This is a genomic window from Solirubrobacter phytolaccae, from assembly GCF_027587195.1.
GTDB classification, from domain to species: domain Bacteria; phylum Actinomycetota; class Thermoleophilia; order Solirubrobacterales; family Solirubrobacteraceae; genus Solirubrobacter; species Solirubrobacter phytolaccae.
This window is the reverse complement of sequence record NZ_JAPDDP010000025.1, coordinates 58,778-85,213: the sequence shown is the minus strand read 5'-3', so window position 1 is coordinate 85,213 and position 26,436 is coordinate 58,778. Positions and strand designations below refer to the sequence as shown.

Sequence of the window (26,436 nt, the reverse complement as noted above, 5' to 3'; positions counted from 1 at the left end):
CAAGGGCGCGGTGACGCTGAAGGCCGGTTCGACGTCGCTGGCGGCGAAGAAGACGTACTCGCTCAAGTCCGGCGCGCGCAAGACGGTGACGCTCAAGCTCAAGAAGGCGCTCGCCAAGTCGCGCAAGGTCACGCTGCGGATCACCGCCGAGGGCGGCAAGACCGTCACGAAGAAGCTCACGCTCACGCGCGCCCAGGGCGCGAAGGCGACGGCGAGCGCGGCGCCCAAGCGGGTCGTCGCGATCGAGTGGGACACGGTCGAGAACCTGCACATGCTCGGCATGGCGCCGGTCGGCGCGGCGGACCTGAAGGGCTACGACACGTGGGTCGCGGCGCCGCGGCCGAAGGGCCTGAAGGACGTCGGGTCGCGGCAGTCGCCGTCGATCGAGCGGATCGCGGCGCTCAAGCCGGATCTGATCGTCGTGCCGGACTACCGCTCGACGAAGAACCTCGCGCAGCTGAAGAAGATCGCGCCGGTGCTGGTCACGCACCCGTACCCGGCGAGCGGCAGCCAGCTGAACGCGATGATCACGGACTTCCGGGCATTGGCCAACGCGGTCGGGCGCAAGGCGCGCGGCGAGCAGGTCCTGCAGGAGCTCTCGAACACGCTCGCGCGGGCCAAGACCAAGGTCAAGAACGCCGGCCGGGCCGGGCAGACGGTGGCGATCGCCACGCCCGGCGGCACCTCCAGCGCGCCCGCGATCCGGATGTTCACGACCAACTCGGCCACCGCCGACGTGGTGCGCCGGCTCGGCCTGAAGGACGGCTGGAGCGGCAGCGCGCGCTACGGCTTCGCGACGGTCGGCCTGGAGGCGCTCTCGCGCCTGAACGGCTGGCTCGCGTTCGTGTACCCGCCGCAGTTCCAGCGCCAGATCGCGAGCATCACCAAGACCTCCGCGTACAAGCGCCTGCCGGTCGTCAAGGCCAAGCACGTGCGGACGCTCGGCGGCACCACGTGGCTGTTCGGCGGCCCGCGCTCGACGATGCTGTTCGCCGACCGCCTGGCCGCGTCGCTGTCGAAGTGACCGGCGACGACTCGCCCTGCGGGCTCGCGTCGCTGGGAGAACTCGCCCGGAGGGCTCGCTCTCCCGTGCGGCGGCGGGACGAAACGCTGCGGCGGCGTCGCCGCCCATGAGCGCGCGCGTCGTCGCCTTCGCGGCGGCCGGCGTCGCGCTCGCCATGCTGGCGGGGCTGCTGGACATCGCGCAGGGCCAGGGCGACGTCCCACTCGGCGACGTGTGGAGCGCGCTGTTCAACCGCGGCGAGTCGCTCAATGACGCGCTCGTGCTCGACATCCGGCTGCCCCGCGCGGCAGCCGGGATCGTGGCGGGCTTCGCGCTCGCGGGCGCGGCGATCATCCTGCAGGCGATCACGCGCAACCCGCTCGCCGAGCCGGCGACGCTCGGGCTGACCGCGGGTGGCGCGCTCGCCGTCACGCTCGTCGCCGCGTACGCGACCCTCGCGCCGGGCGCGCCGACGATCGCCGTCGCGTTCGTGGGCGTGGCCGTCGGCACGGCGCTGATCGGCACGATGGCCGCCGCGGGCGGGGGAGGCGTGCGGCTCATCCTCGCCGGCATGGCCGTGGGCCTTGCGCTCGCCGCCGGCACCGCCGCGGTCCGGCTCACGAAGGAGACCGAGACGAGCGGCCTGTTCCTGTGGGGCGCGGGCTCGCTGCTCCAGAACGGCTGGGGCCCGCTCACCGCCGGCGCCTTGATCGCCGCCCCCGCGCTGCTCGCCACGCTGCTGCTGACGCGCTCGCTCGACGTCGCGGTCCTGGGGGAGCACACGGCTCGCGCGCTCGGCCAGCGCGCCGGGCTCGTGCAGCTCGCGTCGGTCACGCTCGCGGCCGTCCTGACCGCGGTCGCCGTCGGGCTCGTCGGGCCGATCGCGTTCGTCGGCATCCTCGCCGGTGGCCTCGCCCGCGCGGCCCGTCCGAAAGGCCACCTCCAGGCACTGCTCGTCGCGCTGCCGTGGGGCGCCGCGATCCTGCTCGCGGCCGACGTCGCCGGCCGGGTCATCACGGGCCTGGACACGGAGACGCCCGCCGGCGTCGTGTGCGCGCTGATCGGCGCGCCCGTCCTCGTGATCGTCGCCAAACGCCTGCGCGGGGAAGTCGGGCAGCAGCTCGACACGCGCGCGAGCGGCGCGCGCTGGCGGCCACGCGCCGCGCTCCTCGCGGCGCTGCTGCTGCCTGTCGCGATCATCGCCAGCCTCTGCCTCGGTGAGATCGACATCGGCCCCGGCGAAGTCGTCAAGTCGATCTTCGGCAGCGGCTCCCCGCTCGGTGAGATCGCGCTCGAGAGCCGCGCGCCGCGGCTGGCTGTCGCCCTGCTCGGCGGCGCCTGCCTCGCCGCGTCGGGCACCGTGCTCCAAGCCGCCGTGCGCAACCCCTTCGCCGGTCCGGAGCTCGCGGGCGTGGTCGGCGGCGCCTCGGTCGGTGCGTTCCTCGTCCTGCTCGTCTATCCCGACGCGCCGACGCTCGTCCTGCCGTTCGCGTCCTTCGCGGGAGCACTGCTCGCGATGGCCGCCGTGCTCGCGCTCGCGGGCGGCACGAGCCCCACGCGGCTCGCGCTGATCGGCCTCGCCGTGACCGCCGCCTGCAGCGCGGTGACGATGCTGATGCTGCTCAACGCGCAGCCCGCGGCGGCGACCGCGATCACGTGGTTGATCGGCTCGACCTACGCGACCAGCTGGGCGGACTTCCGGATGTTGCTCGTGCCCGCGGTGATCCTGCTGCCGCTCGTCTTCCTCGCCGTCCGCCGACTGGACGTGCTGATGCTCGACGACGACCTCTCGCGCTCCCTCGGCCTCCACACGAGCCGGACGCGGGCGCTGCTGCTCGCCGCCGGTGCCGCGCTCGGTGCCGCGGCCGTCGCGGTCTGCGGCGCGATCGCCTTCGTCGGCCTGCTCGCGCCGCACGCCGCGCGGCTGCTCGCGGGCGGCAACCACCGCCGCTCGCTCCCGATGGCGATGGTCCTCGGCGCCCTTCTGCTCGGCTTAGCGGATACCGTCGGGCGGACCGTGCTCGCCCCGACCGAGATCCCGAGCGGCCTGATCGTGTCCCTGATCGGCGCGCCGTACCTGGCCGTGCTGCTGTGGCGGAGCCGCACGGCGTGAGCATCGAGGCGCGGCAGCTCCGCGTGGGCTACGGGGAGCGGGACGTCCTCAACGGCGTCGACGTCCCGCTGCCGGAAGGCCAGATCACGGCGATCGTCGGCGCGAACGCGTGTGGCAAGTCCACGCTGCTCCGGACGTTCGCCCGGCTGCTGAAGCCGACCGCCGGCAGTGTCCTGCTCGACGGAGCGGAGATCGCGCACACGCCCACGCGGGACGTCGCCAAGCGGCTCGGCTTCCTGCCGCAGTCGCCGGTCCCGCCCGAGGGCCTGACCGTCGAGGACCTGGTCCACCGCGGCCGCTTCCCGCACCAGAAGCTCGGCCGGCGCAGCAGCGCCGAGGACAAGGCCCGCGTGGACTGGGCGCTGAACGCCACCGGCGTGCATGACCTGAAGGACCGTCCGCTCGATCGACTGAGTGGCGGCCAAAGGCAACGCGCATGGATCGCGATGGCGCTCGCCCAGGACACACCGATCCTGCTGCTCGACGAGCCGACGACCTACCTGGACCTCGCCCATCAGCTCGAGGTACTCGACCTGCTCGTGGACCTCAACGAGCAGGGCCGGACGATCGGCATCGTGCTCCACGACCTCAACCACGCGTGTCGGTACGCGCACCACCTGGTGGCCCTCAAACGCGGCGAGGTCTATGCCGCCGGCGCGCCAGATGAGATCGTCGACGAAGTGCTCGTCAAGCAGGTCTTCGGCCTTGACTCACGCGTGATCCCGGACCCTGTGACCGGCACGCCGATGTGCGTCCCGATCGGCCGGACCGTCACGCGCAGCGCGACCGCCTCGTAACACTAAGAGCATGCGCACGGACGCAGAGCTGCTCCGGGGCTACGACGCGGAGGCCTTCGCCGAGTTCTACGGACGCCACGTGATCACGGTCGCGGCGTACCTGGGACGCCGCTCGCGCCGCCCGGAGGTGACGTTCGACCTGGTCGCGGAGACGTTCGCGCGCGCGTACGAGCACCGCTCCCGCTACGAGCCGCGCAAGGGGCCGGCTGTCGCGTGGCTGCTCGGCATCGCCCGCAACGTCGCCGGGGACGCCGAGCGCCGCGGCCAGGTGTCCGACGCCGCCCGCGCGCGGGTCGGCCTGGAGCCGATCGCGCTCGACGACGAGGCGTTGCGGATGGTCGGCGAGCGCAGCCGCGAGGACCTCGCCGCCACGCTCGCCTCGCTGCCCGAGTCCCAGCGCATCGCGGTCTTCCGGCGCGTGCTCGCGGAGGACGAGTACGGCGACGCGCCGCCCCCGGTCAGCCCTTCACCGCGGCTGACGCGTCGCGAGCCCGCCAAGCGCACGCGCGACCCGTTCGCCGTGCTCGGCGAGCAGCTCTTCGTCGCGGCGGGCGGCACGCTGCCCCGTCCACGGTCGCGCGTGCTCGCCCTGGTCGCCGTCGCCGTCGTGCTGTTCGGCGCGGGCGTCGCCGCCGCCGCGCTCACGCTGGGCGGCGAGGACCCGCCACCGCCGGGCCAGCGCGCGACACCCACGCCGACGCCTTCCCCGACGCCGACCGCGACGCCCGCCGTGCCCGCGGACCCGACCCCGGACCCGTTCCGGACGCCGCGCGCGAACCCCGGGCCCGGCGGCGCGCCCGGCCCGGCGCCGCAGTCGCCGGTGCCCACGCCCGTGCCCGAGTTCGATCTCACGCTCACGCCGGACCTCACCGCCGGCCACACGGGCTGGTGCGTCGGCATCCTCATCAACGCGGCCGGGATCATCACGGGCGGGCGCCAGTGCCACCGGTCCGGCCCGCCCGGCACCAACCTGATCGCCGCGGGCGGGATGCACGGCACGCCCGGGATGGGCTACGCGATCGTGGACCGCTCCGTGCGCCAGATCCGGCTGAGCGACAACCGCACGTTCACCCCTTCACGCGACCCCGAGATCCCGGCGGGCTGGCGCGTCGCCACCTGGGACGTGGACGGCCAGCCGCCCACGTTCACGCTGCACGACGTCGCCGGGCAGGAGCTCGCCCCGCGCGCGAGCGCCGCGAACGCCCCGCTCCCGGCGCGCCGTGTGGACTCCGCCGACCCGCCGCGCAGCCGCTGCGCGATCCGCGCCAAGGCCGGCTCGGACCTCCGGCCGCGTCGCGCGCGGCTCCTCGAGCAGTTCGCGACGCTCGACGTCGTCACCCCGTCCTACCTGAGCTGCGCCAGCACGTCGTTCAAGGTCGGCAGCGGCACGGTGCGCGCCGCCGTCCTGCTCAACCCGCGTGACCTCAGCGCGCCGGCGCCGCCGCTGCCGTCCACGGACGGGCTCCGCGTGCGCCGCGAAGGCCCGGGCTGGCTCGTCGTCTCGGGCGGCAACGCGTCGCAGCGCTCCCGCGTCCTGCGGGCGCTGTCCGTCACCGGCCCTTAGGCCACGCGGAACCAGACGCGTGAGGTGCCGTCGGCGACGCCCCACGAGTCCGAGAGCTGGTCGACGAAGTGCAGGCCCCAGCCGCCGCGGGCCGGACGCGGGTCCGGCTGGACGATCTTGGCGCCCGTGCCCTCGTCGAAGACCTCGGCGCGCACGCCGTCCGCGTCGGAGTGGATGGTCAGCTCGATCCGGCCGGCGCCGTGCCGGCACGCGTTCGAGACCAGCTCGGACACGATCAGGTTCGCGGACTTGAGTCGTTCGGAGGGCAGATCCGCGCCGTGCGCGGTCATGAGGAGCCGGGCGATCCCGGCTGAGCTTGCCCCCCGAGGCAGCTCAAGCGTTGTAGTCCCTGACATGAGTCTCCTGCGAGCATACGCCGATGCGCGCCACCCCGCACGTACTTTCTCTGCGTGAGACCTTCCAGATCGCTCGCGGCGCCGCCGACGAGGAGACCGTCGTCGTCGCCGAGCTCACCCACGACGGGATCGTCGCGCGAGGGGAGGGAGCCCCGGTCGACTACTGGGGCGAGACCCCCGAGCTGATGATCGCCGCGATCGAGGCCGACGGCGCCGCGTTGCTCGGCGACGACCTGTTCGCCGGGGAGCCGATCGCCCAGCGGCTCGCGGCCTGGGACGGCCCGCAGGGAGCCAAGATGGCGCTCGACGGGCTCGTCCACGACTGGGTCGGCAAGCGGGTGCGCCAGCCCGTCTGGCGGCTGCTCGGCGCGGCGCGGATGACGCCCCCGACCTCGTACACGATCGGGATCGACTCGGTCGAGGGCACCGCCGACCGCACGCGCCGCGCGACGGGCTATGAAGTGCTCAAGATCAAGGTCGGCGGGCCGGGTGACGTCGAGCGCCTGCGGGCGGTCAGGGACGTGACGACGGCTCGGCTGCGGATCGACGGCAACGAGGGCTGGGACCTCGACACCGCGCGCGACCTGACGCCCGAGCTGGTGCAGTTGGGCGTCGAGTTCGTCGAGCAGCCGTTCCCCGCCGAGGACATCGATGCCTTCCTCGCCTATCGGGAGCTCGCGGACCGGCTCCCGGTGCTGATCGACGAGGGCTGCAAGGACCTCGCGTCGGTCGCGAAGATCGCCACCTACGCCGACGGGATCGTCATCAAGCTGTCCAAGTGCGGCGGGATCCGCGAGGCGCTGCGGATGATCCACGCGGCGCGTGCGCTAGGACTCCAGGTCATGCTGGGGTGCATGATCGAGTCCGAGCTGGGGATCGCGCAGGCCGCGCAGCTCGGGTCGCTCGTCGACTACATCGACCTGGACGGGCACCTGCTCATCTCGTCACGGCCGTTCACCGGGCTGGGCCTGCTGGACGGGCGGCTCGTGCTTTCCGACAAGCCCGGACTGGGAGTGGAGCTGCAGCGATGACCGACCGACTCGCGCTGTTCACCGGCGGCCAGTTCGCCGACTCGCACGCCAAGACCGCCCACGGCATCCTGCGCTACGGCGAGCGCGAGATCGTGTGCGTGGTCGACGACGCGTCGGCGGGGTCAGTCGCCTCGGATGTGGTGCCGTACGCGCGGCGGGCCGTGCCGATCGTGCGCGACATCGCGGAGGCCGCGGCGCTCGGCGCCAACGTGCTCGTGATCGGCGTGGCGCCGTTCGGGGGCGCGTTGACGGAGGAGTGGCGGGCGGCGGTGCTGGAGGCGATCCAGGCCGGGCTGAGCGTGGAGGCCGGGCTGCACACGGTCCTGGCCGAGGACGAGGAGCTGGCGGCCGCGGCGGCGGCGTCGGGCGTGGAGCTGCGGGACCTGCGCGCGGCACCGGCCGGGTTGAGCGTGCCGCCGGCCGAGCGACCGGACGTGACCGTCGTGCACACGGTCGGCTCGGACTGCGCGATCGGGAAGATGTCGGTGACGCTGGAGCTGGACGCGGCGGCGCGTGCGCGGGGGTTGGAGTCCGCGTTCGTGGCCACCGGGCAGACCGGGATCGCCATCACGGGCTGGGGCATCGCCGTCGATCACGTGATCTCCGACTTCGTGGCGGGCGCGGCTTCCCGCCTCGTGCACGAGGGGGCTTCGCGGGCGCCGCTGCTGTTCGTCGAAGGTCAGGGCGCGCTGGGGCATCCGGCCTACTCCGGCGTAACGTTGGGGCTGCTGCACGGCTCTAAGCCGGACGTGCTGGTCCTGTGCCACCGGGCGGGCTCCGTGGACATCGACGACTACCCGGGCGTGCCGATCCGCCCGCTCCCCGAGCTCATCTCCATCTACGAAGCCGCCACTTCCTGGGTAGACCATCCCGCGAAGGTGAAGGCGATCGCGGTCAACACACGCGGGCTCGACGACGACGCCGCCCGCGCCGAGCTGGAGCGGGTGAGCGCCGAGACCGGGCTCCCGGCCGCCGATCCGGTCCGCTTCGGGGGTGACTCGCTCCTGGACGCGCTCGGGGTCACGTGAGCGCGTCGCCCGTCGCCGCGGATGTGCACATCGCGCTGCGCGACGGCTCGACGGCGCACGTGCGGCCCGTCGTGCCCGGTGACGCGCCGGCGCTGAAGACGTTCCTGTCCGGGCTCAGCGACAACTCGCGCTGGCTGCGGTTCTTCTCGCTCGGGGTGAACCTGGACAAGGCGGCCGAGCGCGCCGCGGCGGGCGACCGGCCCGAGGGCTACGGGCTGATCGTCACGACGGGCGCCGAGGAGCGCGTGGTCGCGCACGCCGTGTTCGAGCTCGAGCGGCCCGACCGCGCGGAGGTGGCGTTCGCGGTCGCCGACGAGATGCAGGGGCGCGGGCTCGCGACGGTGCTGCTCGCGCACCTGGCGCAGGTGGCTTCGGCACGCGGCGTGACGACGTTCACGGCGACCGTGCTGCCCGAGAACCGGCGCATGATCAGCGTGTTCCGCGAGTCGGGCTTCCCGGTCGAGGTGCGCGCCTCGCCGGACGGGATCGAGGTCGTGTTCCCGACCGAGCTCGGGCCGGACGCGCGGCGACGCTTCGAGGATCGCGACCGGATGGCGGCGGTGGCGGCGGTCGAGCGCGTGCTGCGGCCGCGGTCGGTGGCGGTCGTGGGTGCTTCGCGGCGGCCGGACTCCTTCGGCGGCGCGGCCTTCCGGCACATCCTCGGCAACGACTTCCGCGGCGAGCTGCTGCCGGTGAACCCGAACGCGGAGTTCGTCGGCTCACGGCGCGCGGTGCCGCGGGTGAAGGCCGGGGTGGACCTGGCGATCGTGGCGGTGCCGGCTTCGGCGGTGCCGGGCGTCGCGCGGGAATGCGCGGCGGCGGGCGTGTCCGCGATGGTCGTGATCACGGCGGGGTTCGCGGAGGCCGGGGCGGAGGGCGCGGCGCGGCTGGCGGAGCTGCTCGAGATCTGCCGGTCCAGCGGGATGCGGCTGGTCGGCCCGAACTGCATGGGCGTCGTGAACACGGCGCCGGACGTGTCGTTGACGGCGACGTTCGCGCGCGCCGACGTGCCCGCGGGGACGATCGGCTTCGTGTCGCAGAGCGGGGCGTTCGGCGCGGCGGCGATCGACGGCGCGTCGCGGCGGGGCATCGGCCTGAGCGCGTTCGTGTCCTTGGGCGACAAGGCGGACCTGTCGTCGAACGACTTCATGCAGTACTGGGAGCAGGACCCGGCGACGCAGGTCGTCGCGCTCTATCTGGAGTCGTTCGGCAACCCCCTGAAGTTCGGCCGGGTCGCGCGGCACCTGGCGCGCGCGAAGCCTGTGCTCGCGGTCAAGGCGGGAAGGACGGGCGCGGGCGCGCGGGCGGCGTCGTCGCATACGGGCGCGCTGATCGCGGCGTCGGACTCGACGGTGGACGCGCTCTTCGCGAGCGCCGGGGTGATCCGTTGCGACGGGTTGGACGACCTGCTGGACGCCGCCGCGGTCCTGAGCGAGCAGCCGCTGCCGACGGGGAGCGGCGTGGCGATCATCGCCAACGCGCGCGGGCCGCTGGTGATCTGCGCCGACGCCTGCGCGGACGCGAAGCTGGAAGTGGCGACGCTGACCGACGAGACCCAGTCGGCGCTGCGTGAGCGGCTCGCTGCGGGCGCCGTCGTCGCGGGCCCTGTGCAGCTGGTCGCCTCCGAGACGCCCGAGCAGTTCGCCGCCGTGGCCGAGTCGGTTGCCGCCGACCCGGGCGTCGACGCCGTGATCGCCATCTTCGTCGAGCACATCGCGACCCGCGCGGACGACGTCGCCTCGTGCCTGGCCGGGCTCGAGCTGGACGTCCCGCTGCTCACCGTCTTCATGACCCCGGGCAACCTGCCGGTCGTCCTGCGCCGCGGCGCGACGGGCCGCCGCGCGGCGGACACCTCGCCGGAGCCGACGCTCGGCGCCCGCGCGGCCGAGCTGGCCCGTGACGCGGCCGCACACGCCGCGGCCAAGGCCGCCGAGTTCACCCGGCACCGGCAGGGACGTCCGGCCATCCCGTCTCCAATTGAAGAAGTGGAGCGGGTGGGGCGCAAAATCCCCACGTTCCGCGCGCCCGAGCGGGCCGCGCACGCGCTCGGTCGCGCCGCTGCCTACGCGCGCTGGCGGGCCGCGCCCGCGCCCGAGCCGCCGGCGCTCGACGACGTCGACGCGGATGCGGCCGCCGCGATCCTCGCCGGTGCCCTCGCGCGTGGTGGCGGGTGGCTGCGGCCGGACGAGGTCGAGGCGCTGCTCGCCGCGTACGGGATCGCGCTGGTCGAGCAACGGCGCGTGAGCTCGCCCGCCGCGGCGGCCAAGGCGGCGGCCGAGCTCGGCGGGGACGTCGCGCTCAAGGGCGTCGCGCCCGGGGTCGTGCACAAGGCGCAGGCGGGCGCGGTACGGCTCGGGCTCTCCGGGCCGACCGCGGTCAAGCGCGCGGCGCAAGAGATCACGGCCAAGCTCGAGGGCGCCGGCATGTCCGTCGGTGACTTCCTCGTCCAGCGGATGGCCGACCCGGGGGTGGAGATGCTCGTGGGCGTGCTCGCCGACGAGCGGTTCGGGCCCGTGGTGGCGTGCGGCGCCGGCGGCGGCACCGCCGAGGTGCTCGGCGACGTGCAGGTGCGGCTCGCGCCGCTGGCCCGCGAGGATGCGCTCGACATGATCTCGCAGCTGCGCTCGCTTGCTCTGCTTTGCCGCGTCGACGCGGACGTCGACGCGCTCGCCGACATCGCGGTGCGCGTCGGCGCGCTCGCGGACGCGTTTCCGGCGATCGCCGAGCTCGACCTGAACCCGGTGATGGTGTCCGCGGAGGGCGCGCCGGTGGTCGACGCGCGCGTGCGGGTCGCGCCGCCGGCCGTGCGGTCCGTGTTCCCGGCGGTCGGCCGATGAAGCGCATCGGGCTGCTCGGCGGGATGAGCTGGGAGTCGACGATCGAGTACTACCGGATCGTCAACGAGCTGGTGGCCGAGCGGCTCGGCGGGCTGCACTCCGCCGACTGCGTCGTGCGGTCGGTCGACTTCGCCGAGATCGAGGCGCTCCAGCGCGAGGACCGCTGGTCGGAGGCGGGCGAGCGACTCGCCCGCGAGGCGCAGCACCTCGAGGCCGCGGGCGCGGAGCTGCTCGTCCTGTGCACGAACACGATGCACAAGATCGCGGCGGAGATCGAGCTGGCGATCTCGATCCCGTTCGTGCACATCGCCGACACCACCGCGGCGGCCGTGCGCGCCGACGGCCTGGAGCGTGTCGGCCTGCTCGCGACCGCATACACGATGGAGCAGGACTTCTACACCGGCCGGCTGCGCACCGACCACGGCCTAGAGGTCATCACCCCGCACGCGGACGACCGCAAGATCGTCCACGACGTGATCTACGACGAGCTGTGCCGCGGGGTCGTCAGCGACCTCTCGCGCGAGAAGTACCGCCGGATCATGGCCGACCTGGCGGACCGCGGCGCGCAGGGCATCCTGCTCGGCTGCACCGAGATCGACCTGCTCGTCAGCGCGGAGGACGCGCCCGTGCCGATCTACGACACGACGCGCCTTCACGCCCAGCGAGCGGTCGAGCTCAGCCTGACCTGAGCGCCTTCTGCGCGCGACGGACGGCGGCCGCGCCGGCCCGCTTGGCGCGCAACGTCCTTGCGGCGTTCGCGTGTCGCTTGAGTGTCGCGAGCGCGGCCGTCCGGGCGGACGAGTCGGGCAGCGCGACAACCTCCGCGCGGCACGTCTTGACCGCCTTGGTGAGCCGGGCCGCCGCCGCCCGACGTCGGGCGGGGGAGGCGCTGCGGGCGAGCGAGCGAGCCCGGGTGACGCACGGCTTCATCGCCGCCTTCACCGCGGCCCGCAGCTCGCTCGGCGACGGCGCGGCGAATGGCGCCGGCGCGAAGGTGCCGAACGGCGTGGCGGCCGGGTCCGGCGTCGTCGTCGGGATCGCCGTCGGCTCGGGCGTGGCCGTCGGTACCGGCGTGACGGACTCGCCGGGCGGCGCGAAGGTCGTCGTGGCGACCGGCGTCGTCGTCGCGCCGGGCGTCGCGTAGGGCGTCGCGGTCGTCGTGGGGACCGGCGTGGTCGTCGCGGTGCTCGTCGGCGTCGCGGTCGCGGCCGGCGTCGTCGTGGCCACTGGCGTTGCCGTCGCGGTGCTCACCGGCGTCGCCGTCGCCGTGCTCGTAGGCACCGCGGTCGCCGTGGCGGTCGCCGTTGGCGTTGTCGTGGCGGTTGCGGTGGCCGTGACCGTCGGCGTTGCCGTGGCGGTCGCCGTCGCCGTCGCGGTGGGCGTGGCCGTCACTGTCGGCGTCGGCGTCACCACCGGTCCGCCCGTCGCCACCATCCACGGCGCGACCGGCGTCGCGTCTCCCGCACGCCACGCGAGCGTCCCGCGCAGCGAGCCCGTGAACTCCGGGCAGAAGATCTCGAACGACACCTTGGCCTTCGTCACGATCCGGTTCACGCGCTCGAGCTCGTGCACGGTGAACTCGCCCGTCAGGTGCTGGCAGTCCACGCCGATGCTCACGCTCATCCCCGGCCGGTCGCCGCGGTCGCTGTACCAGCGCGCGTCCGTGTACCGGCCGACCTGGAGCGTCTCGCCCGGCGGCGCCAGGAAGTTCATGGTCCACATGTTGTTGAGGTTCGCCAGGAAGATGATCCGCAGGCGCGAGGCATCGCCGCCGATCCCGTAGTCGGCCTTCGTGTCGTAGTTGAGCGTCATCGGCGGCAGGATCGGCGACAGGCCTTCGCGCTCCGGGCGCATCGTGCTGGTGACGGTGTACGAGGTGTCGCCGCCGCGGGCGAAGATCTCCAGCGGCACGTCGGTCGTGCGGCCGGCGGCGTCCGTCGCGCGCAGCGTCGCCCGCCGCACACCCGCGGCGCTCGGGGTGAAGCGCACCCACACGCTGCACGCCTCGCCGGCGACGACCGGCGCGTCCGTGCAGTGATCGACCCGCACCCGCGCGTCCGCCGCGTGCTCGCCGACCACGCGCACGTCGGTGATCTTCGCGCCGTCCTTGGGCCAGAACGCGACCGGCGCCGCGACGCCCGGCTCGCCCACCTCGACCGCGCCGTAGCGCAGCGTCGTCGGCGCGCTGCGCGGACCGTCCGCCGCGGGCATCCCGATCCGCACCTCGCCGGAATGCGTGCGGTCGCCCTCGCTGGCCTCGAACAGGATCCACGCGCGCGTCACGACGCCGTCGACCAGCTCGAACTCGCGCACCTCGAAGCTGCCGGTGCCGACCATGTTCATGCCGTCGACCTCGACGTCCAGCCCCGCGTCGCCGGGCTCGCGCTCCATGTCGTTCGAGCGCCGCGTGGTCGGATACACGCCGGGCTTCACGCCGCGCGAGGTCGGCGGCGTGTAGAACCACAGCGAGATCGGCTGCCCGTACGACCCGCGGTTCGCGTGCACCTTCAGCCCGCCGCCGCTCATGTCGAGCGTGATGTCGTCGCCGGCCTGCGCGTCCCACGTCGGACGCATCGCGGCCTCGTGCGTGAAGGTCACGCTCGCGGTCCGGGCGGGCAACGGCGCGGGCGCGACCGCGGGCCACGACGGGACCGTCCAGCGCGGCGGGGTGGTGGTGTCACCGGCGTGCCAGGAGAAGGTCCCGCGCACGAACGCGCCCGGGTCGATGGCGCAGTCCATCTCGTAGCTGATCCGCGCGCGCTCGAGGTCGTGCCCGTCGAACTCGAGCTCGTGCACGGTGAACGACCCGCGCCACAGCCCGCACGCCCGGCCCATCCCGTAGAGATCGATCAACGGGCCCGTGCCGGAGCCGCTCGTGGCCCGGTAGGTCGTGCCGGGCGTGAGCACGTCGCCGTCCCGCGGGGTGAACTCGAAGGTCCAGTACTCGTTGTCCGGCCCGTCGACGCCACCGAACAGCCGCTCGCGCGTGCCGCCGACGTTGTACTCGGCCTCCGGCCCGTAGGTCCACGTCTTGCCGTCGCCGACCCACTCACCGGGGTCGGAGACCATCGTGTAGCCGGTCGTCCCGCCGTAGGCGAAGACCTCGAGCGGCACGTCGGTGTGCTTGCCGCCGGCGTCCGTCACGCGCAGCGTCGCCGTGCGGGTGCCCGCCGTGCCCGGAACGGCCCGGACCTGGACCTCGCAGGTCGGCGCGCTCTCGCACGTGTCGCTCACGACCTCGAAGTCCTCGCCGACGATCCGCGCGTCGGTGATCGGCGCGTCGCCGCGGACCTCGACCGGCACCTTGATGCTCTGCCCGCCGCGCTCGGCCGCCGGGAACCGCACCTGCGCCGGCGCCGTCCGGGGACCCGTCGATTCGGGCATCCCCACGCGCACCTCGCCGAAGAACGAGCCCATCTCGCCCTCGCAGTGCCACTCCCACACGATCCACACGCGCGTGATCTTGTCCGTGAGGTCGCGGGCGATGTCCAGCACCTCGAAGCTCGCGCGCGGCCGCTTGCAGGTCCAGCCCTCGTAGTAGTAGCTCGCGGCGAAGGTCATCCCGGGATGGTCCTTCTGGCGCTGGGAGCTCGGCTGCGCGTCGGGGTAGACGCCGCGCTCCAGCCGTCCCGCGACGCCGGGGCCTTCGAAGCTCACCGCGTAGCTCTCGTACTCCGGCCGGCGGTCCCCGGTGATCGTGATCCGTCCGGGCTCCTCGGTCATCGTCACGAGGTCCCCGGCGGCGGTGTCGACGACCGCGGAGCGCGGCCACGATCCGCTGCCCGACCAGCGGTCCTCGTCGTTGACCGTCAGCGAGTCCGCGAACGCGGGGGCTGCCCCGAACATGAGCCAAAGTCCGACGAGTCCGACGATCCAGCGCATCCCCGGTTCCCCTCCACGAGCCTGATTGTCACCGGGTGAGTACCCGATGAGCGAAGATCTAGTGCTAGGAGGTTGCGGGCGCCGCAGCCGCGACCGGCTGCGGGGCCGGGCGGCGGATCACAGGGATCGCGAGCGCGGCGCCCATGGCCAGCAGCGAGGCGACCGCGGCGACGGCAAACGCGTCCGTGAACGCGGCCTCGGCGGGGATTGCCGAGTTCGGGAGCGTCTTGCTCGTCAGCAGCGTCGCGACGAGCTGCGCGCCGAGCGCGCCGCCGAGCGAGCGCATGATCGTGTTGATGCCGGTGGCGACGCCGACCTCCTCGCGCGGAACCGACTCCACGACGAGGTTGGCCATCGCGGAGAACGCGAAGCCGATGCCCATGCCCATCACCGCGCCGCCGGCGAGGATCTCCCACTCGGAGCTGTGGAAGAGCGCGTAGAAGCCGAACGCGACCGCGCCCAGGCCCGTGCCGATGATCAGCGGGAAGCGCGAGCTGCGGACCGCCAGCCGACCCGCCCACGGGCCGGCGACGAGCATCACGAGCGTGCTCGGCAGCATCAGCAGGCCCGCGCCGGTGACGGAGGCGCCGAAGCCGTAGCCGTGCTGCTCAGGCGTCTGCGCGAGCTGCGGGATGATCAGGAACGAGGCGAACATGCTGAAGCCGATCAGCACCGCGGCGACGTTGGTCAGCAGCACGGGCCGGCGCTTGAGCACGCGCATGTCCACCAGCGGCTGGTCGATCTTCGTCTCCACCCAGACCCAGAACGCGGCGACGCCGAGGCCACCGAGGATCAGGCCGAGCACGCGCGGATCGCCCCAGCCCCAGCCGGTGGCCTTGCTGAGCCCGTAGAGGAGGCTGGCCAGAGCCACCGAGAGCAGCCCGGCTCCGATCCAGTCGATCCTCGCGTCCTTGCGCGTTTCCTCCCGCGGGACGTAGCGGTGGATCGCGAACGCGGCGGGCAGCGCCATCAGACCGAGCCAGAACAGCCACGACGCGTCGAGTGCCTCGACGATCAGGCCCGCGATCACGAGCCCGACGCCACCGCCGATGCCGAACGTCGCGCTGATCCCGCCGATCGCGGTCGCGACCCGCTCAGGCGGAAAGGTCTCGCGGATGATCCCGAACGCGAGCGGGAAGATCCCGCCGCCCACGCCCTGAATGATCCGGCCGAGCACCAGCACGCCCAGCGACGGCGCGAGCGCGCAGACCGCGCTGCCGACCGCGAACAGCAGCAGCACGACGGTGAGCACCCGGCCACGGCCGAAGAGGTCGCCGAGCTTGCCGACGATCGGCGTGGCAACCGCCGCCGCCAGCAGGTAGCCCGTGAGGATCCACGCGGCCGAGGTCGGCGTCGCGCCGAACTCGCGCTGGATCTCCGGCAGCGCGGGGGAGACGACCGTCTGCGACAACGCAAACGCCATCCCCGCGAGCAACAGAGAGAGAAGGACGACCCGGGTGTGATCCTCGCGGTGAGCCACGAAGAGCGAGTCTAGACCCGGAAATGGACGCTCCGGTCCGAACCCCCCGACCGTCTGGTTCGAGGGGGTTCGAACCTTCGGCGATTATGAGCGTTCGATGTAGCGCAGGGTCACGTGACCGACCAGGACGACGTCGCCGTCCTTGAGCTCGGCCTCGCTGACGCGTACGCCATTGACCTGCACGCCGTTGAGGCTGCGGTCATCGAGGATCACCGTGCCCTCCCCGCGCTTGGTCACGAGCGCATGCCGGCGGGACACCGATGAATCGTCGAGCACGATGTCGGCCCCGGGGCTCCGCCCGATGTGCATGTTGTCCATCGCCAGCAGGAACAGCAGGATGTCCTCGCCGTCCTCCATGGCCAAGTAGCGGCCGGGGGCGATGCGCGGCAGGGTCAGAGACACCCGTCTCCGTTCCTGCTCCTCGAGACGCGGCAGGGTGCCGGTCTCTTGTGTCGGCGCTTCAGTTTGCTGCGGTCGAGGGGCGGCGATGGCCACGGGCAAACCTCCGGTGGACGGGCGTGGTCAGGGCCTTGCGAAAGACATTGTCGCCATGAAATCGCAAGAGCGAGCTAAATCTTCTTAATCGCCGAATCCATGAGAGCTTTGGTTCGTTCTCACGCGGCGCTCTCGTAGGCCGTCAGCCGCGAGCCTGTCGGGACGATCAGCAGCCCGTCGCCAACGCCCATCGACACGCCCACCTGCGTGGAGTAGTGCGTCAGGTTCTCGCCGAGCGAGTCGCTCCAGACCTGTTGGCCGGTCTGCACGTCGAGGCCGCGCAGTTCGCCCATCGAGGTCGAGAAGTAGACGTGGCGGCCGACGATCAGCGGCGGGACCGCGATCGTGTCCTCACCGCGCTCGCGGTACTTCCAGCGCGGCGTCCAGCTCGGGAACTCATAAGCGTTGAGCCCGCCGACGAGCGAGGTGACGAGCAGGTTGCCGATCACCGCCGGCGGGGCGATCGACCCGACGCGGTTGACGAGGACCCCGCGCTCGACGTCGAAGTCGTGCACGCCGGCCTGGCCAAAGCCCGACTCGAACATGTGACCGCCGCTCACAGGCGCGAATGGATGCTCGCTGGCGGGGCAGCCCCGCAGCGTCTTGACCGGCTGGCCGGTGGCACGAGACAGCGTCGCGCAGATCCCGCCCGGATAGACATACGGACCGTCCAGCGAGACCGTCCGGCGGTTGGTGCTGCCGTACATCGAGTCGCCCAGGTAGCGCCAGACCTCGGCACCCGTCGCCGGGTCGATCCGGGTGACGCTGTAGCTGCCGCCCTGGTAGAGCTCACCGTCGGCGGCGACAGGCGCTCCCGTGCCACGGTTGACGCTCCACAGCTTCGCGCCCGTCTCCGGGTCGAGCGCGACAAGACCCTCCTCCTCGGTGGTGACGAACAGGCGACCACGGTCATAGGCGGCGTGCTTGACCTTGCCCGGGTACGTCCACAGCGTCGCGCCGGTCGTCGGGTTCAGGCGCGCGGCGATCGGGCCGATGGCGAACACCCGGCCGTCGGCGACGATCGCCTGGCGCGCGTCGATCCAGACCCGCCAGCGGCGCTTGAGCGGCGGCGCGGGGTCGCTAAGGTTGATCGCCGCCGTGTGGGCCGCGTTCACGTGCGCGTGCGTGGACGCGCCGGGAAGCGGAGCCGGCGGGCCGAGGTCGACTGGCGCGGGCGTGGAGTCGGCGGGGCCGGGCTGGGTGGGCGCGGAGACGCCACGGATCGCGGTGACCCCGCTGCCCGTCGACAGGACCAGCGTGCCCTGGGCGATCGCCATGCCCTTCATCACCCGGTCCGGCGTGCTGATGCTCGACCGCGCCGCGCCGGTGTTCAGGTCCAGCACGTGGACCCGTTCGGCGTCCGCGTAGTAGACGTCGTTGCCGGCGATCAGCGCAGGGGTCTGGAAGACATTGTCCGCTCCGCCCGTGAACGACCAGCGGGCCGCGTAGGTCGTGGCGTCGCGCGCCTGCAGCACGCCGTTCTCGACGAACAGCCCCGTGTTGCCGGCGAACGCGGGCGTGGACTTGGGCGCGAACGTCCCGACGCCCGCGCCAGTTGCCGCGTCATAGACCGTCGCCACGTTCGAGGTCCCGCGCGCCTGCGTCGCGTACAGCCGGCCCGCATGCAGCACGGCGGGAGGGCTGTCGGACGAACAGTCGAGATCGTCGTACGTCTTCCACGCGAACGCGCTCGTGCTGCGGACCAGCGCGGACGCCCCCTGGCAGGCGTAGTAGATCCGGTCACCGTCGACCGCCGGAATGGCGGCCAGTGACGGGGACACGGACGGCGGGTTGAGTCGCTCGCCGGTCGCGCCATCCAACACCAGGCCGTACGGGCCGTACACCCGTCCGTCGTGCGGCACCGGAGACGACAGGGTGGCGGTCCACAGCGTCAACCCGGACGCGGCGTCGATCGCGTACAGCAGGCCATACTCGTCCGTGGCGTACACGCGCCCACGGTCGTACGCCACCTTGCCGCCTCGCGTGCCGATCCCCTTCTTCCACAAGACCGCTCCGTTACGCAGGTCCAACGCGTGCAGGACGCCGTAGATCGTCACCACGAACACCCGCCCGTCGGCGATGACGGGCGCGCTTGGGTACGAGTCCAGCGGCTTCGTCCACGCGGTCGCGAGCGGCGGCGTGGGTGCGGTGCCAGACACGTTCCCGTCGTGGCTGGGGTTCTGCTGGTAGTTCGTGGCGACGTCGCCCGGTGCGCTGGGGGAGGGGGACGCGACGGGACTGGAGATCGGGGTGGCGGTTGCCGTCGCGGTCGCGGTGGGCGTTGCCGTTGCCGTCGCGGTAGCGCTCGCCGTGGCCGTGGGCGTCGTGGTAGCGCTCGCCGTGGCCGTGGGCGTCGTGGTGGCGGTGGCCGCCGGGGTCACGGTCGGCGTGGCCGTGACGGCTGGCGAGGTGTCGTCCGGCGCCGGCCACACGGTCGGCTCCGGCGACGCGCTCGTCGTCGGCTGGTCCCCCGTGCCGGACGCCGGCGCCGCGGACCGGATCAGCTCACCGGCGTTCGACGGGGCCGGCGCGCCGAACGCCGGAGTCGGGACCGTCACGCGCCGCGTCGCCGCCGCGCAGTCGTTCCCCCGCGTGCGCTCGCCGCGCGGGCGCACGCACACCCGCGCCTTCCACGTGCCCGGCCGCGGCGAGGCGATCCGCACCACGTGCCGCGCACGCCCGCGTGCCCGCAGCGCGCCCTGACGCACCGTCGCCGTCACACCGGCGAGCTCCACGCGCACGGTCGTCCCGCGACTCCGCGTATCGCCCCGGTTGACGACCGCGAAGCGCACCTCTCCGGAGGCCGTCGCGGCCACGCGCTCCACCGCCAGGTCAGCCGGCCGCGAACGCGCCTCCGCCGCAGCGGGAAACACGACCATCAAGAGCAATAACGAGCGAACGAACACGGAGGGCCTCAACGGTCAGCAGTCTGGTGCGTCGGCGCAGTCTATGCCCGGCCCAGCCCGGTTCGAACCACAATTTCCCAGCGCCGCCCGACGGCTCGCTATCCTTCCCGATCCCAGCTCGCGGCTGTGGTGAAATTGGTATACACGCTGGCTTCAGGTGCCAGTGGGCTTTACGCCCGTGGAGGTTCGAGTCCTCTCAGCCGCACTGAGATCCATTGCTAAGATGGCTCTCGCGCAAGACCCCTTGCCGCTATCGTCCAGGGGACTAGGACGCCGCCCTCTCACGGCGGAAACCGGGGTTCGAATCCCCGTAGCGGTACTACTGAAAGCCCCGGCATTCCCGGGGCTTTCGTCGTTCCCGGGGCTTTCGTCGTTCCTGGGGCTCGCGTGATCTGGAGACTGGGCCGAGCACCTACGAGCCGCTCTCGCTTACGGGGCTTGTGCGCGGCCCGCAGCACCTCGACGTAACGGCAGCGCGGCGATCGGATCAGCGCGGCGACGCTCGCGTCGACCTGGCGACGAGCGCGAGCCGAGGAACAAGCTGCGGTCGTCTCTACGGCCTCGGTCCGGCGACGCCCTGTAGATGCACGACCGAAAGCGGTGCGGGATGAGCACAATGTCCCCGTGCATTTCGGAGACATGTCATGACCGATGTCAAGAGTCACGCCAACCTTGTGTGGAGCATCGCCGAGCTGCTGCGCGGCGACTATAAGCAGGCGGACTACGGCAAGGTCATCCTCCCGCTGGTCGTAATCCGGCGGCTCGACCAGACGCTCGAGCCCACGAAGGCGCGGGTGGTTGCGCGGTCAGAGGAGCTTCGCGCACAAGGCATCGAGAACCGCGAGCTCGCATTGATCCGTGTCGCCAAGCAACAGTTCTACAACGACTCCCCGCTGAACCTGGGCCAGCTCCTCGGCGACGCGCCGCGGCTCGCGATCAACCTGCGCGCATATCTCGCTGGCTTCTCGTCGCTCGCACGGGAGGTGGTCGACAAGTTCGACTTCGACCGCCAGATCGACAAGCTCGAGCGCGGCGGGCTGCTCTACCAGGTCATTGCTCGCACTCGCGACGTCGACCTGCATCCGGACAAGGTCTCCAACCTCGAGATGGGCTACCTGTTCGAGGAGCTCATCCGCAAGTTCGCCGAAGCGTCGAACGAGACGGCCGGCGAGCACTTCACGCCGCGCGAGGTGGTCCGCCTGATGGTCAACCTCCTTGTCGACGGCGATGAGGACGCGCTCTCCGACCCGGGCGTCATCCGCACCGTGTTCGACTGCGCGTGCGGAACCGGCGGGATGCTCTCCGAGGCCGAAGCGCACATCAAGGCGCTGAACCCGAGTGCACAGGTCGACCTCTTCGGCCAGGAGCTCAACGAGGAGTCCTACGCGATCTGCCTCGCGGACATGCTCGTCAAGGGCCAGGACGCGTCGCACATCAAATTCGGCAACAGCCTCTCCGACGATGGCCATGCCGGCGAGCGCTTTCACTACGGCATCGCCAATCCACCGTTCGGCGTCGACTGGAGCAAGGTCGAGTCCCCCGTTCGCACCGAGCATGCGGAGCGTGGCTTCGACGGACGGTTCGGCCCCGGCCTCCCGCGCAAGTCCGACGGGCAGTTGCTGTTCCTGTTGCATCTGGTCTCGAAGATGCGCCCGCCGGAGAAGGGCGGCTCGCGCATCGCGATCGTCCACAACGGATCGCCCTTGTTCACCGGCGCCGCCGGCTCCGGCGAGTCGGAGATCCGCCGCTACCTGATCGAAAACGACCTCCTCGAGGCGATCGTCGCGTTGCCGGAGCAGCTCTTCTACAACACCGGCATCAGCTCCTACGTCTGGTTGCTCTCGAACCGCAAGAGCGAGGAGCGTCGCGGCAAGGTCCAGCTGATTGATGCTCGCGAGCTGTTCGTGAAGATGCGCCGGTCGCTCGGTGAGAAGCGCCGCGAGATCAGCCCGGATCAGATCGAGCAGATCACCCGCCTCCACGGCGAGTTCACGACTGGCGACCTCGTCAAGATCGTCGAGGGAGCTTCCCTCGGCTATCGCACGATCACGGTCGAGCATCCCTTGCGTGGCCGTTACATCCTCGACACGTCCGCTTGGAACGCGCTCCCCGACGACCGGGCGTTCTCCAAGCTCGACGACGACACTCGGAGCGGTCTCGCGCGGGTGATGTTCGAACTCGGCAACGGCGAGGTGGCGGACGAGGCCGAGCTGCGCGCATCGATCCTCCGGATGGCCGCCGCGAGGGGCGTCCCGAAGCCTGGAGCGCCGGTGATCAAAGCGCTCGTGTCGGCGTGCTTGATTCGTGCTTCCGATGCTCCGATTGTCACCGACGTGCGTGGCAAGCCCGTCTCGGATGCCGATCGCCGCGACAGCGAGAACATCGCACTCGACGAGCACATCGAGTCTTACCTCGACCGCGAGGTCCGCCCCCATGTCCCGGGCGCCTGGTGCTCCGACCCAGCCGGCAAGACCGGCTACGAGATCCCGTTCACGCGGCTCTTCTACAAGTACACGCCGCCTCGGCCAAGCGCACAGATCAAGGCTGAGCTGAGAGACCTCGAGGGCGACATCCACCGTCTGCTTGCTGAGGTCCTGAGATGAGACCGTTCGGCTACGGCCCAGAACCGCCAGGTTGGCGGGCACTTCGACTCGGGCAAGTGGTGACGCGCTCCAAGGAGGCCGGGCGAACCGACCTTCCGATGCTCAGTGTCAACTTGCCGCACGGCGTAGTTGTTCGAGGGGATGGTCTCGACGATCGCCCAGCGCCCTCTGAGGAACTGTCCAACTACCTCGTCGTGAGGCCAGACAGACTCGTGGTCAACCCCCTCGGGAAGCCTCACGGTTCTCTCGGCGTCGCGTCCCACACTGGGATCATCAGTCCTGCGTACTTCGTCGCAGATATCGGCGCGCAGGCTCACCCGAGGTTTCTTCACTTTCTGCTTCGTACTCGGCTTTACATCAATGAGTACGAGCGGCGCGGAAAATGGATGCCGCCAACGCAATTCAACATCGCTTGGAGCCAATTCAAGCGGATTGGGGTGGTGCTCCCTCCGCTCAGGCAGCAAGTCGACATCGCGTCATTCCTCGACCGAGAGTCGGGCCGCGTCGCAGATTTGCGGGAAGTGGCATCGAAGCTCGCTACTCGTGCGCTCGAACCCGCGCTTGCGGCGGCAGAACGAGAATTCGAGGACTATCCACGAGGTCGTATCGGCTATCGGTTCAGCGTGCAGCTGGGGAAGAAACTGTATGAGGACCGCGTGGTACACGACACTGCTCTCCCGTACCTGCGTAACGCAAACGTGCACTGGGACCGGCTCAAGCTCGACGACCTCAAGGTAATGAATTTTGACACCTACGAGCGTCACATGTACTCGTTGCGTCCCGGTGATCTTCTGGTCTGCGAAGGCGGAGAGCCCGGCCGCTGCGCCGTGTGGAACGGAGAGGTCGCGAATTGCCACTATCAGATGGCCCTCAACCGGGTTCGACCGTTCGGTCACGATTCGACGCGGTACCTGCTTTGGGCGCTTCGCGTCCTGAGCGGCCGACAGGCGTTCGCTGTGGACGGTCCTGGTCGATATACCCACCTCACCGCCGCAATGCTGAGGGCGGTCCGCGTCCCGATGCCTGACGCGGAAACTCAGCACGAAAGAGCTCGCGCGATCGATGCGCTGAGCAAACGGGCGAGGGCTGCGGAGTCCGCATTGCAGGAGCTGGAGAGTCGGCTAAGCGAGTATCGTGACGCCTTGATTACTGAGGCCGTCACCGGCCAACTCGACATCGCTGCCGTGTCAGCCGCGCAGATGGACGAGCGGATGCTCGCCGCCGCCGAGTCATGAGCGCGGCAGCGCATACTGAGTCCGCGTTCGAGCGGTTGATCGTTCGTGACCTCGTCACGAACGGTGGGTGGTTCGGCGAGGACACAGACGGCGCGCCGACTGAGCATAAGAACTACGACGCAGCGCTCGGGCTATACCCCGACGACCTGATCGCGTTCGTAAAAGAGACGCAGGGTAAGGCGTGGGACGCACTGGTCGGGATCGCTGGCTCGGAGCAGGACGCGCGGACCAGCCTACTCAAGCGCGTGGGAGCACAGATCGACAAGCGCGGCACGGTCGAGGTGCTGCGCGCCGGGCTCTCCGAGAAGGGCGTGCAGCTCAAGCTTGCGTTCTTTGAGCCGGAGCTGGAGGTCGAGAAGTCTGCTCGCGTGCTCTATGACGAGAACCGCCCCCGGGTAGTGCGCCAGGTGCGCTTCGACGCCAACTCGGGCGACAGCCTGGACCTGGTGATGTTCGTCAACGGCGTGCCGACGGCGACCGCTGAACTCAAGAACCGGTACACAGGACAGACGGTCGACGACGCGATACGCCAGTACCGCAAGGATCGGCCGCCTACAAACCTCCTGCTCGGCCGACGGGCGTTCGTCCATTTCGCGCTTGACGCAGACCTCGCGTACATGACGACGCGTCTCGCCGGCACGGACACTCGGTTCCTGCCTTTCAACCAAGGCTCGGGTGGGGCGGGCAAACCCGGCGGCCAGGGCAACCCACCGTCCCCCTCGAGCGGGCACCCCACCGACTACGTGTGGAAGAGCGTGTGGGAGCGCGACGCGTGGATGGAGCTGATCGAGAAGTTCGTCTTCGTCGAACAGCCCGATGCGGCTGCGAAGAAGAAGGGCGCCAAGCCCACGGTGATCTTCCCTCGCTTCCACCAGTGGGATGTCGTGCGGTCGTGCGCCGCGCACGCGCGGGTGCACGGCGCCGGCCAGAACTACCTGATCCAGCACTCCGCCGGCTCGGGCAAGAGCAAGGAGATCGCCTGGCTGGCGCACGATCTATCGACTCTGCACGGCGACGACAAGAAGCCGGTGTTTGAGAAGGTGATCGTCATCACCGATCGCCAGGTGCTCGACCGCCAACTCCAGGCGCAGGTGAAGGCGTTCGAGCAGGTGCCAGGCACGGTCCGCGAAATCAACGAGTCGTCGACGCAGTTGCGAGAGGCGCTCGAGGGCGAGCAGGCGCGGATCGTCATCTCAACGCTGCAGAAGTTCCCCTACGTACTTGCACAGCTCACGGGAACGAACGCAACGCTCAACCAGCGTACGTACGCCGTGATCGTGGATGAGGCGCACTCGTCGCAAACCGGCGAGTCGGCTGTAGATCTGAAGGCCGTGCTTGGCAGCCGGCCGGTCGACGAGGACGACGAGGACGATGGTGTACCGGAGGTCCTGCGGCGCCTCGCAGCGCGCGGCGTACAGCCCAACCTCTCGTTCTTCGCCTTCACCGCTACCCCGAAGCCGCGCACCAACGAAGTCTTCGGAAGTGTTGGCGCGGACGGCAACAAGCACGCGTTTCACACGTACTCCATGCGCCAGGCTGTCGAGGAGAACTTCATCGTCGACGTGCTTCGCAACTACACGACCTACGAGGAGTTGCTGCGCATCGAGGATCGGGCGCAACGCGAGGTCGAGCTGCCCAAGGGCAAAGCGTCTAGCGCGCTCACGCGTTACGCGACGTTCCATCCGTACCGCAAGGCGCAGAAGGCCGTGGTGGTGCTTGATCACTACGACACGATCGTTCGCCAGCACATGGCCGGAGAGGCGAAGGCGATGATCGTCACCGCCAGTCGCGAGGAGGCGGTCCAGTGGAAACTGACGCTGGACAAGGAGATCGCCAAGCGCGGATCAGCGACGAAGACGCTGGTCGCGTTCTCGGGCGAGGTCACGATCACGCATCCCGCCGCGGACAACGTCGGCGAGCAGTACAGCGAGCCGCAGATGAACGTCGTCAACGGCCACCCAGTGCCGGAGAAGAAGCTCCCCGACGAGTTCGACAAGCCCGCGTACGGCGTGCTGATCGTGGCGGAGAAGTACCAGACGGGGTTCGACCAGCCGAAGCTTGTGGCGATGTACGTCGATAAGACCCTCACCGGCGTCAACACTGTCCAGACACTCTCTCGGCTCAATCGCACGCACCCGCTCAAGACCGAGACGTACGTCCTGGACTTCGTCAACGACGCCGACCGCATTCGTCAGGACTTTGAGCCGTTCTACGGCCGCACGGAAGCGATTCCGACAGATCCCAACGTGCTGTTCGACGCCCAACAACAGTTGCTCGACGGCGGCGTTGTCTACGAGGCCGAAGTCGATGCCTTCGCGCAGGCGTGGTTCGTCCCAGGCGAGCCGGACCACGCTGTTCTGTCCGGCCTGACCCAGAGCGCATTCGATCGCGCGACGGACCTCGAAGACGACGATCTGGACCAGTTGCGCGAAGACCTCGATCGCTTTGTCCGCTTCTACGCCTTCCTCGCCCAGGTCGTGCCGTACCTCACCCAGCAGAGCGAGAAGCTGTACGCCTTCGCGCGTTTTCTCGCCCTTCGGCTACGCGAACGCCGGGTCGACGGCGGTCTGTCTCTTGATGTGTCGCTGACGCACTACCGGCTTACCGAGGTCGGCACGCAGAACCTCACGTTGGGCGACGATGAGGTTGAACCAGGCACCGCGATCTCTGGTGACGGAACCGGCCACGGGGCGGGCGGCGAGATCCCGATGAGCTTGCTCGGCGAACTCGTCGAGCTGTTCAACCACCGATTCGGCGAGCACTTGACCGACGCGGACGCCATCCACCCCGCACAGGCGCTCATCGATCACATCGACCGCGAGCAGTCCGACACGTTGCGCCGCCAGGCGGCGAGCAACGACTTCGACGACTTCGTGCGCGGGAAGGAGCCGTTCGTCATCGACGGAGCGCTCGACGCCGGCAAGGTCTCAGCCGACTTCTTCCGTGGCGTGCTCGACGACGAGGACTTTCGCCAAAGAACAACGTTTCTCGCGATGCGCGTTCTATACGACCGCTACCGAAGCGACCAGGCCGCGGGCACATAGATGGGAACCCGGCAGATCTGTCGCGCGAGGCGGCCAGTCGAGGCAATGATTTCTGCGTCGAC

At 70.8% G+C, this 26,436-nt stretch carries 16 protein-coding genes, 2 tRNA genes and 1 pseudogene; 14 read left to right on the top strand and 5 right to left on the bottom strand.

All coding sequences use genetic code 11. The features are described from left to right. From OJ997_RS15585 to OJ997_RS38115, 4 genes and pseudogenes are all read left to right on the top strand, one after another. Nucleotides 1-1,024 (top strand): ABC transporter substrate-binding protein (locus OJ997_RS15585; RefSeq protein WP_270026080.1); only part of this gene is annotated, 1,024 nt, incomplete at its 5' end. Between the two features lie 106 nt (nucleotides 1,025-1,130). Continuing rightward, nucleotides 1,131-3,116, top strand: coding sequence for an iron ABC transporter permease (locus OJ997_RS15580; protein WP_270026079.1), 1,986 nt, complete (start codon nucleotides 1,131-1,133; stop codon nucleotides 3,114-3,116). Then, nucleotides 3,113-3,913, top strand: a complete 801-nt coding sequence (locus tag OJ997_RS15575) for an ABC transporter ATP-binding protein (RefSeq protein ID WP_270026078.1) — start codon at nucleotides 3,113-3,115, stop codon at nucleotides 3,911-3,913. Before OJ997_RS15580 ends, OJ997_RS15575 begins: the two co-directional genes overlap by 4 nt. A gap of 10 nt (nucleotides 3,914-3,923) precedes the next feature. Next, nucleotides 3,924-4,163 (top strand): annotated as a pseudogene (locus OJ997_RS38115) (RNA polymerase sigma factor); the annotation flags it as partial. A gap of 1,310 nt (nucleotides 4,164-5,473) precedes the next feature. Here the strand turns inward: OJ997_RS38115 and OJ997_RS15565 are convergent. Continuing rightward, entirely contained in the window at nucleotides 5,474-5,767 is a 294-nt protein-coding gene (locus OJ997_RS15565) for an ATP-binding protein (protein WP_270026076.1), read from the bottom strand. 89 nt (nucleotides 5,768-5,856) lie between these two features. On the opposite strand from OJ997_RS15565, the gene OJ997_RS15560 reads away from it, so the two are divergent. The 4 genes from OJ997_RS15560 to OJ997_RS15545 are packed head-to-tail and all read left to right on the top strand — an operon-like array spanning nucleotide 5,857 to nucleotide 11,418. Next, entirely contained in the window at nucleotides 5,857-6,864 is a 1,008-nt protein-coding gene (locus tag OJ997_RS15560; RefSeq protein ID WP_270026075.1) for a dipeptide epimerase, read from the top strand. Then, nucleotides 6,861-7,892 (top strand): N-acetyltransferase DgcN family protein, encoded by a 1,032-nt coding sequence (locus OJ997_RS15555; RefSeq protein ID WP_270026074.1) that lies wholly within the window; start codon nucleotides 6,861-6,863, stop codon nucleotides 7,890-7,892. Before OJ997_RS15560 ends, OJ997_RS15555 begins: the two co-directional genes overlap by 4 nt. Further along, nucleotides 7,889-10,729: a bifunctional acetate--CoA ligase family protein/GNAT family N-acetyltransferase gene (locus OJ997_RS15550; protein WP_270026073.1), complete on the top strand. Its 2,841-nt coding sequence runs from the start codon at nucleotides 7,889-7,891 to the stop codon at nucleotides 10,727-10,729. Before OJ997_RS15555 ends, OJ997_RS15550 begins: the two co-directional genes overlap by 4 nt. Next, on the top strand, nucleotides 10,726-11,418 hold the full coding sequence (locus tag OJ997_RS15545; protein ID WP_270026072.1) for an aspartate/glutamate racemase family protein: 693 nt from the start codon (nucleotides 10,726-10,728) through the stop codon (nucleotides 11,416-11,418). Before OJ997_RS15550 ends, OJ997_RS15545 begins: the two co-directional genes overlap by 4 nt. On the opposite strand, the gene OJ997_RS15540 is transcribed toward OJ997_RS15545, so the two are convergent. The 4 genes from OJ997_RS15540 to OJ997_RS15525 all read right to left on the bottom strand — a co-directional run bounded on the left by OJ997_RS15540 (nucleotide 11,405) and on the right by OJ997_RS15525 (nucleotide 18,745). After that, entirely contained in the window at nucleotides 11,405-14,575 is a 3,171-nt protein-coding gene (locus tag OJ997_RS15540; protein WP_270026071.1) for a hypothetical protein, read from the bottom strand. The two genes, OJ997_RS15545 and OJ997_RS15540, sit on opposite strands and share 14 nt — an antisense overlap. A gap of 100 nt (nucleotides 14,576-14,675) precedes the next feature. After that, nucleotides 14,676-16,091, bottom strand: a complete 1,416-nt coding sequence (locus OJ997_RS15535; protein ID WP_270026070.1) for an MFS transporter — start codon at nucleotides 16,089-16,091, stop codon at nucleotides 14,676-14,678. Between the two features lie 84 nt (nucleotides 16,092-16,175). Beyond that, the gene (locus OJ997_RS37610) at nucleotides 16,176-16,586 is read right to left on the bottom strand and encodes an FHA domain-containing protein (RefSeq protein WP_270026069.1); all 411 of its coding nucleotides are present in this window, start codon (nucleotides 16,584-16,586) and stop codon (nucleotides 16,176-16,178) included. 119 nt (nucleotides 16,587-16,705) lie between these two features. Further along, nucleotides 16,706-18,745 (bottom strand): PQQ-binding-like beta-propeller repeat protein, encoded by a 2,040-nt coding sequence (locus OJ997_RS15525; RefSeq protein ID WP_270026068.1) that lies wholly within the window; start codon nucleotides 18,743-18,745, stop codon nucleotides 16,706-16,708. A 34-nt stretch (nucleotides 18,746-18,779) separates the two neighbouring features. Between OJ997_RS15525 and OJ997_RS37605 the strand changes: the two genes are divergently transcribed. From OJ997_RS37605 to OJ997_RS15495, 6 genes are all read left to right on the top strand, one after another. Next, nucleotides 18,780-19,289: a hypothetical protein gene (locus OJ997_RS37605; protein WP_270026067.1), complete on the top strand. Its 510-nt coding sequence runs from the start codon at nucleotides 18,780-18,782 to the stop codon at nucleotides 19,287-19,289. 323 nt (nucleotides 19,290-19,612) lie between these two features. Then, nucleotides 19,613-19,697, top strand: a tRNA-Leu gene (locus OJ997_RS15515). A 41-nt stretch (nucleotides 19,698-19,738) separates the two neighbouring features. Beyond that, a tRNA-Glu gene (locus OJ997_RS15510) sits at nucleotides 19,739-19,811 on the top strand. Nucleotides 19,812-20,136: 325 nt separating this feature from the next. Beyond that, complete coding sequence (locus tag OJ997_RS15505; RefSeq protein WP_270026066.1) at nucleotides 20,137-22,095, top strand: type I restriction-modification system subunit M; 1,959 nt, start codon at nucleotides 20,137-20,139, stop codon at nucleotides 22,093-22,095. A gap of 59 nt (nucleotides 22,096-22,154) precedes the next feature. Further along, the gene (locus tag OJ997_RS15500) at nucleotides 22,155-23,330 is read left to right on the top strand and encodes a restriction endonuclease subunit S domain-containing protein (RefSeq protein WP_270026065.1); all 1,176 of its coding nucleotides are present in this window, start codon (nucleotides 22,155-22,157) and stop codon (nucleotides 23,328-23,330) included. Continuing rightward, nucleotides 23,327-26,374, top strand: a complete 3,048-nt coding sequence (locus OJ997_RS15495) for a type I restriction endonuclease subunit R (protein ID WP_270026064.1) — start codon at nucleotides 23,327-23,329, stop codon at nucleotides 26,372-26,374. Before OJ997_RS15500 ends, OJ997_RS15495 begins: the two co-directional genes overlap by 4 nt. The last annotated feature ends 62 nt before the right edge of the window (nucleotides 26,375-26,436 follow it).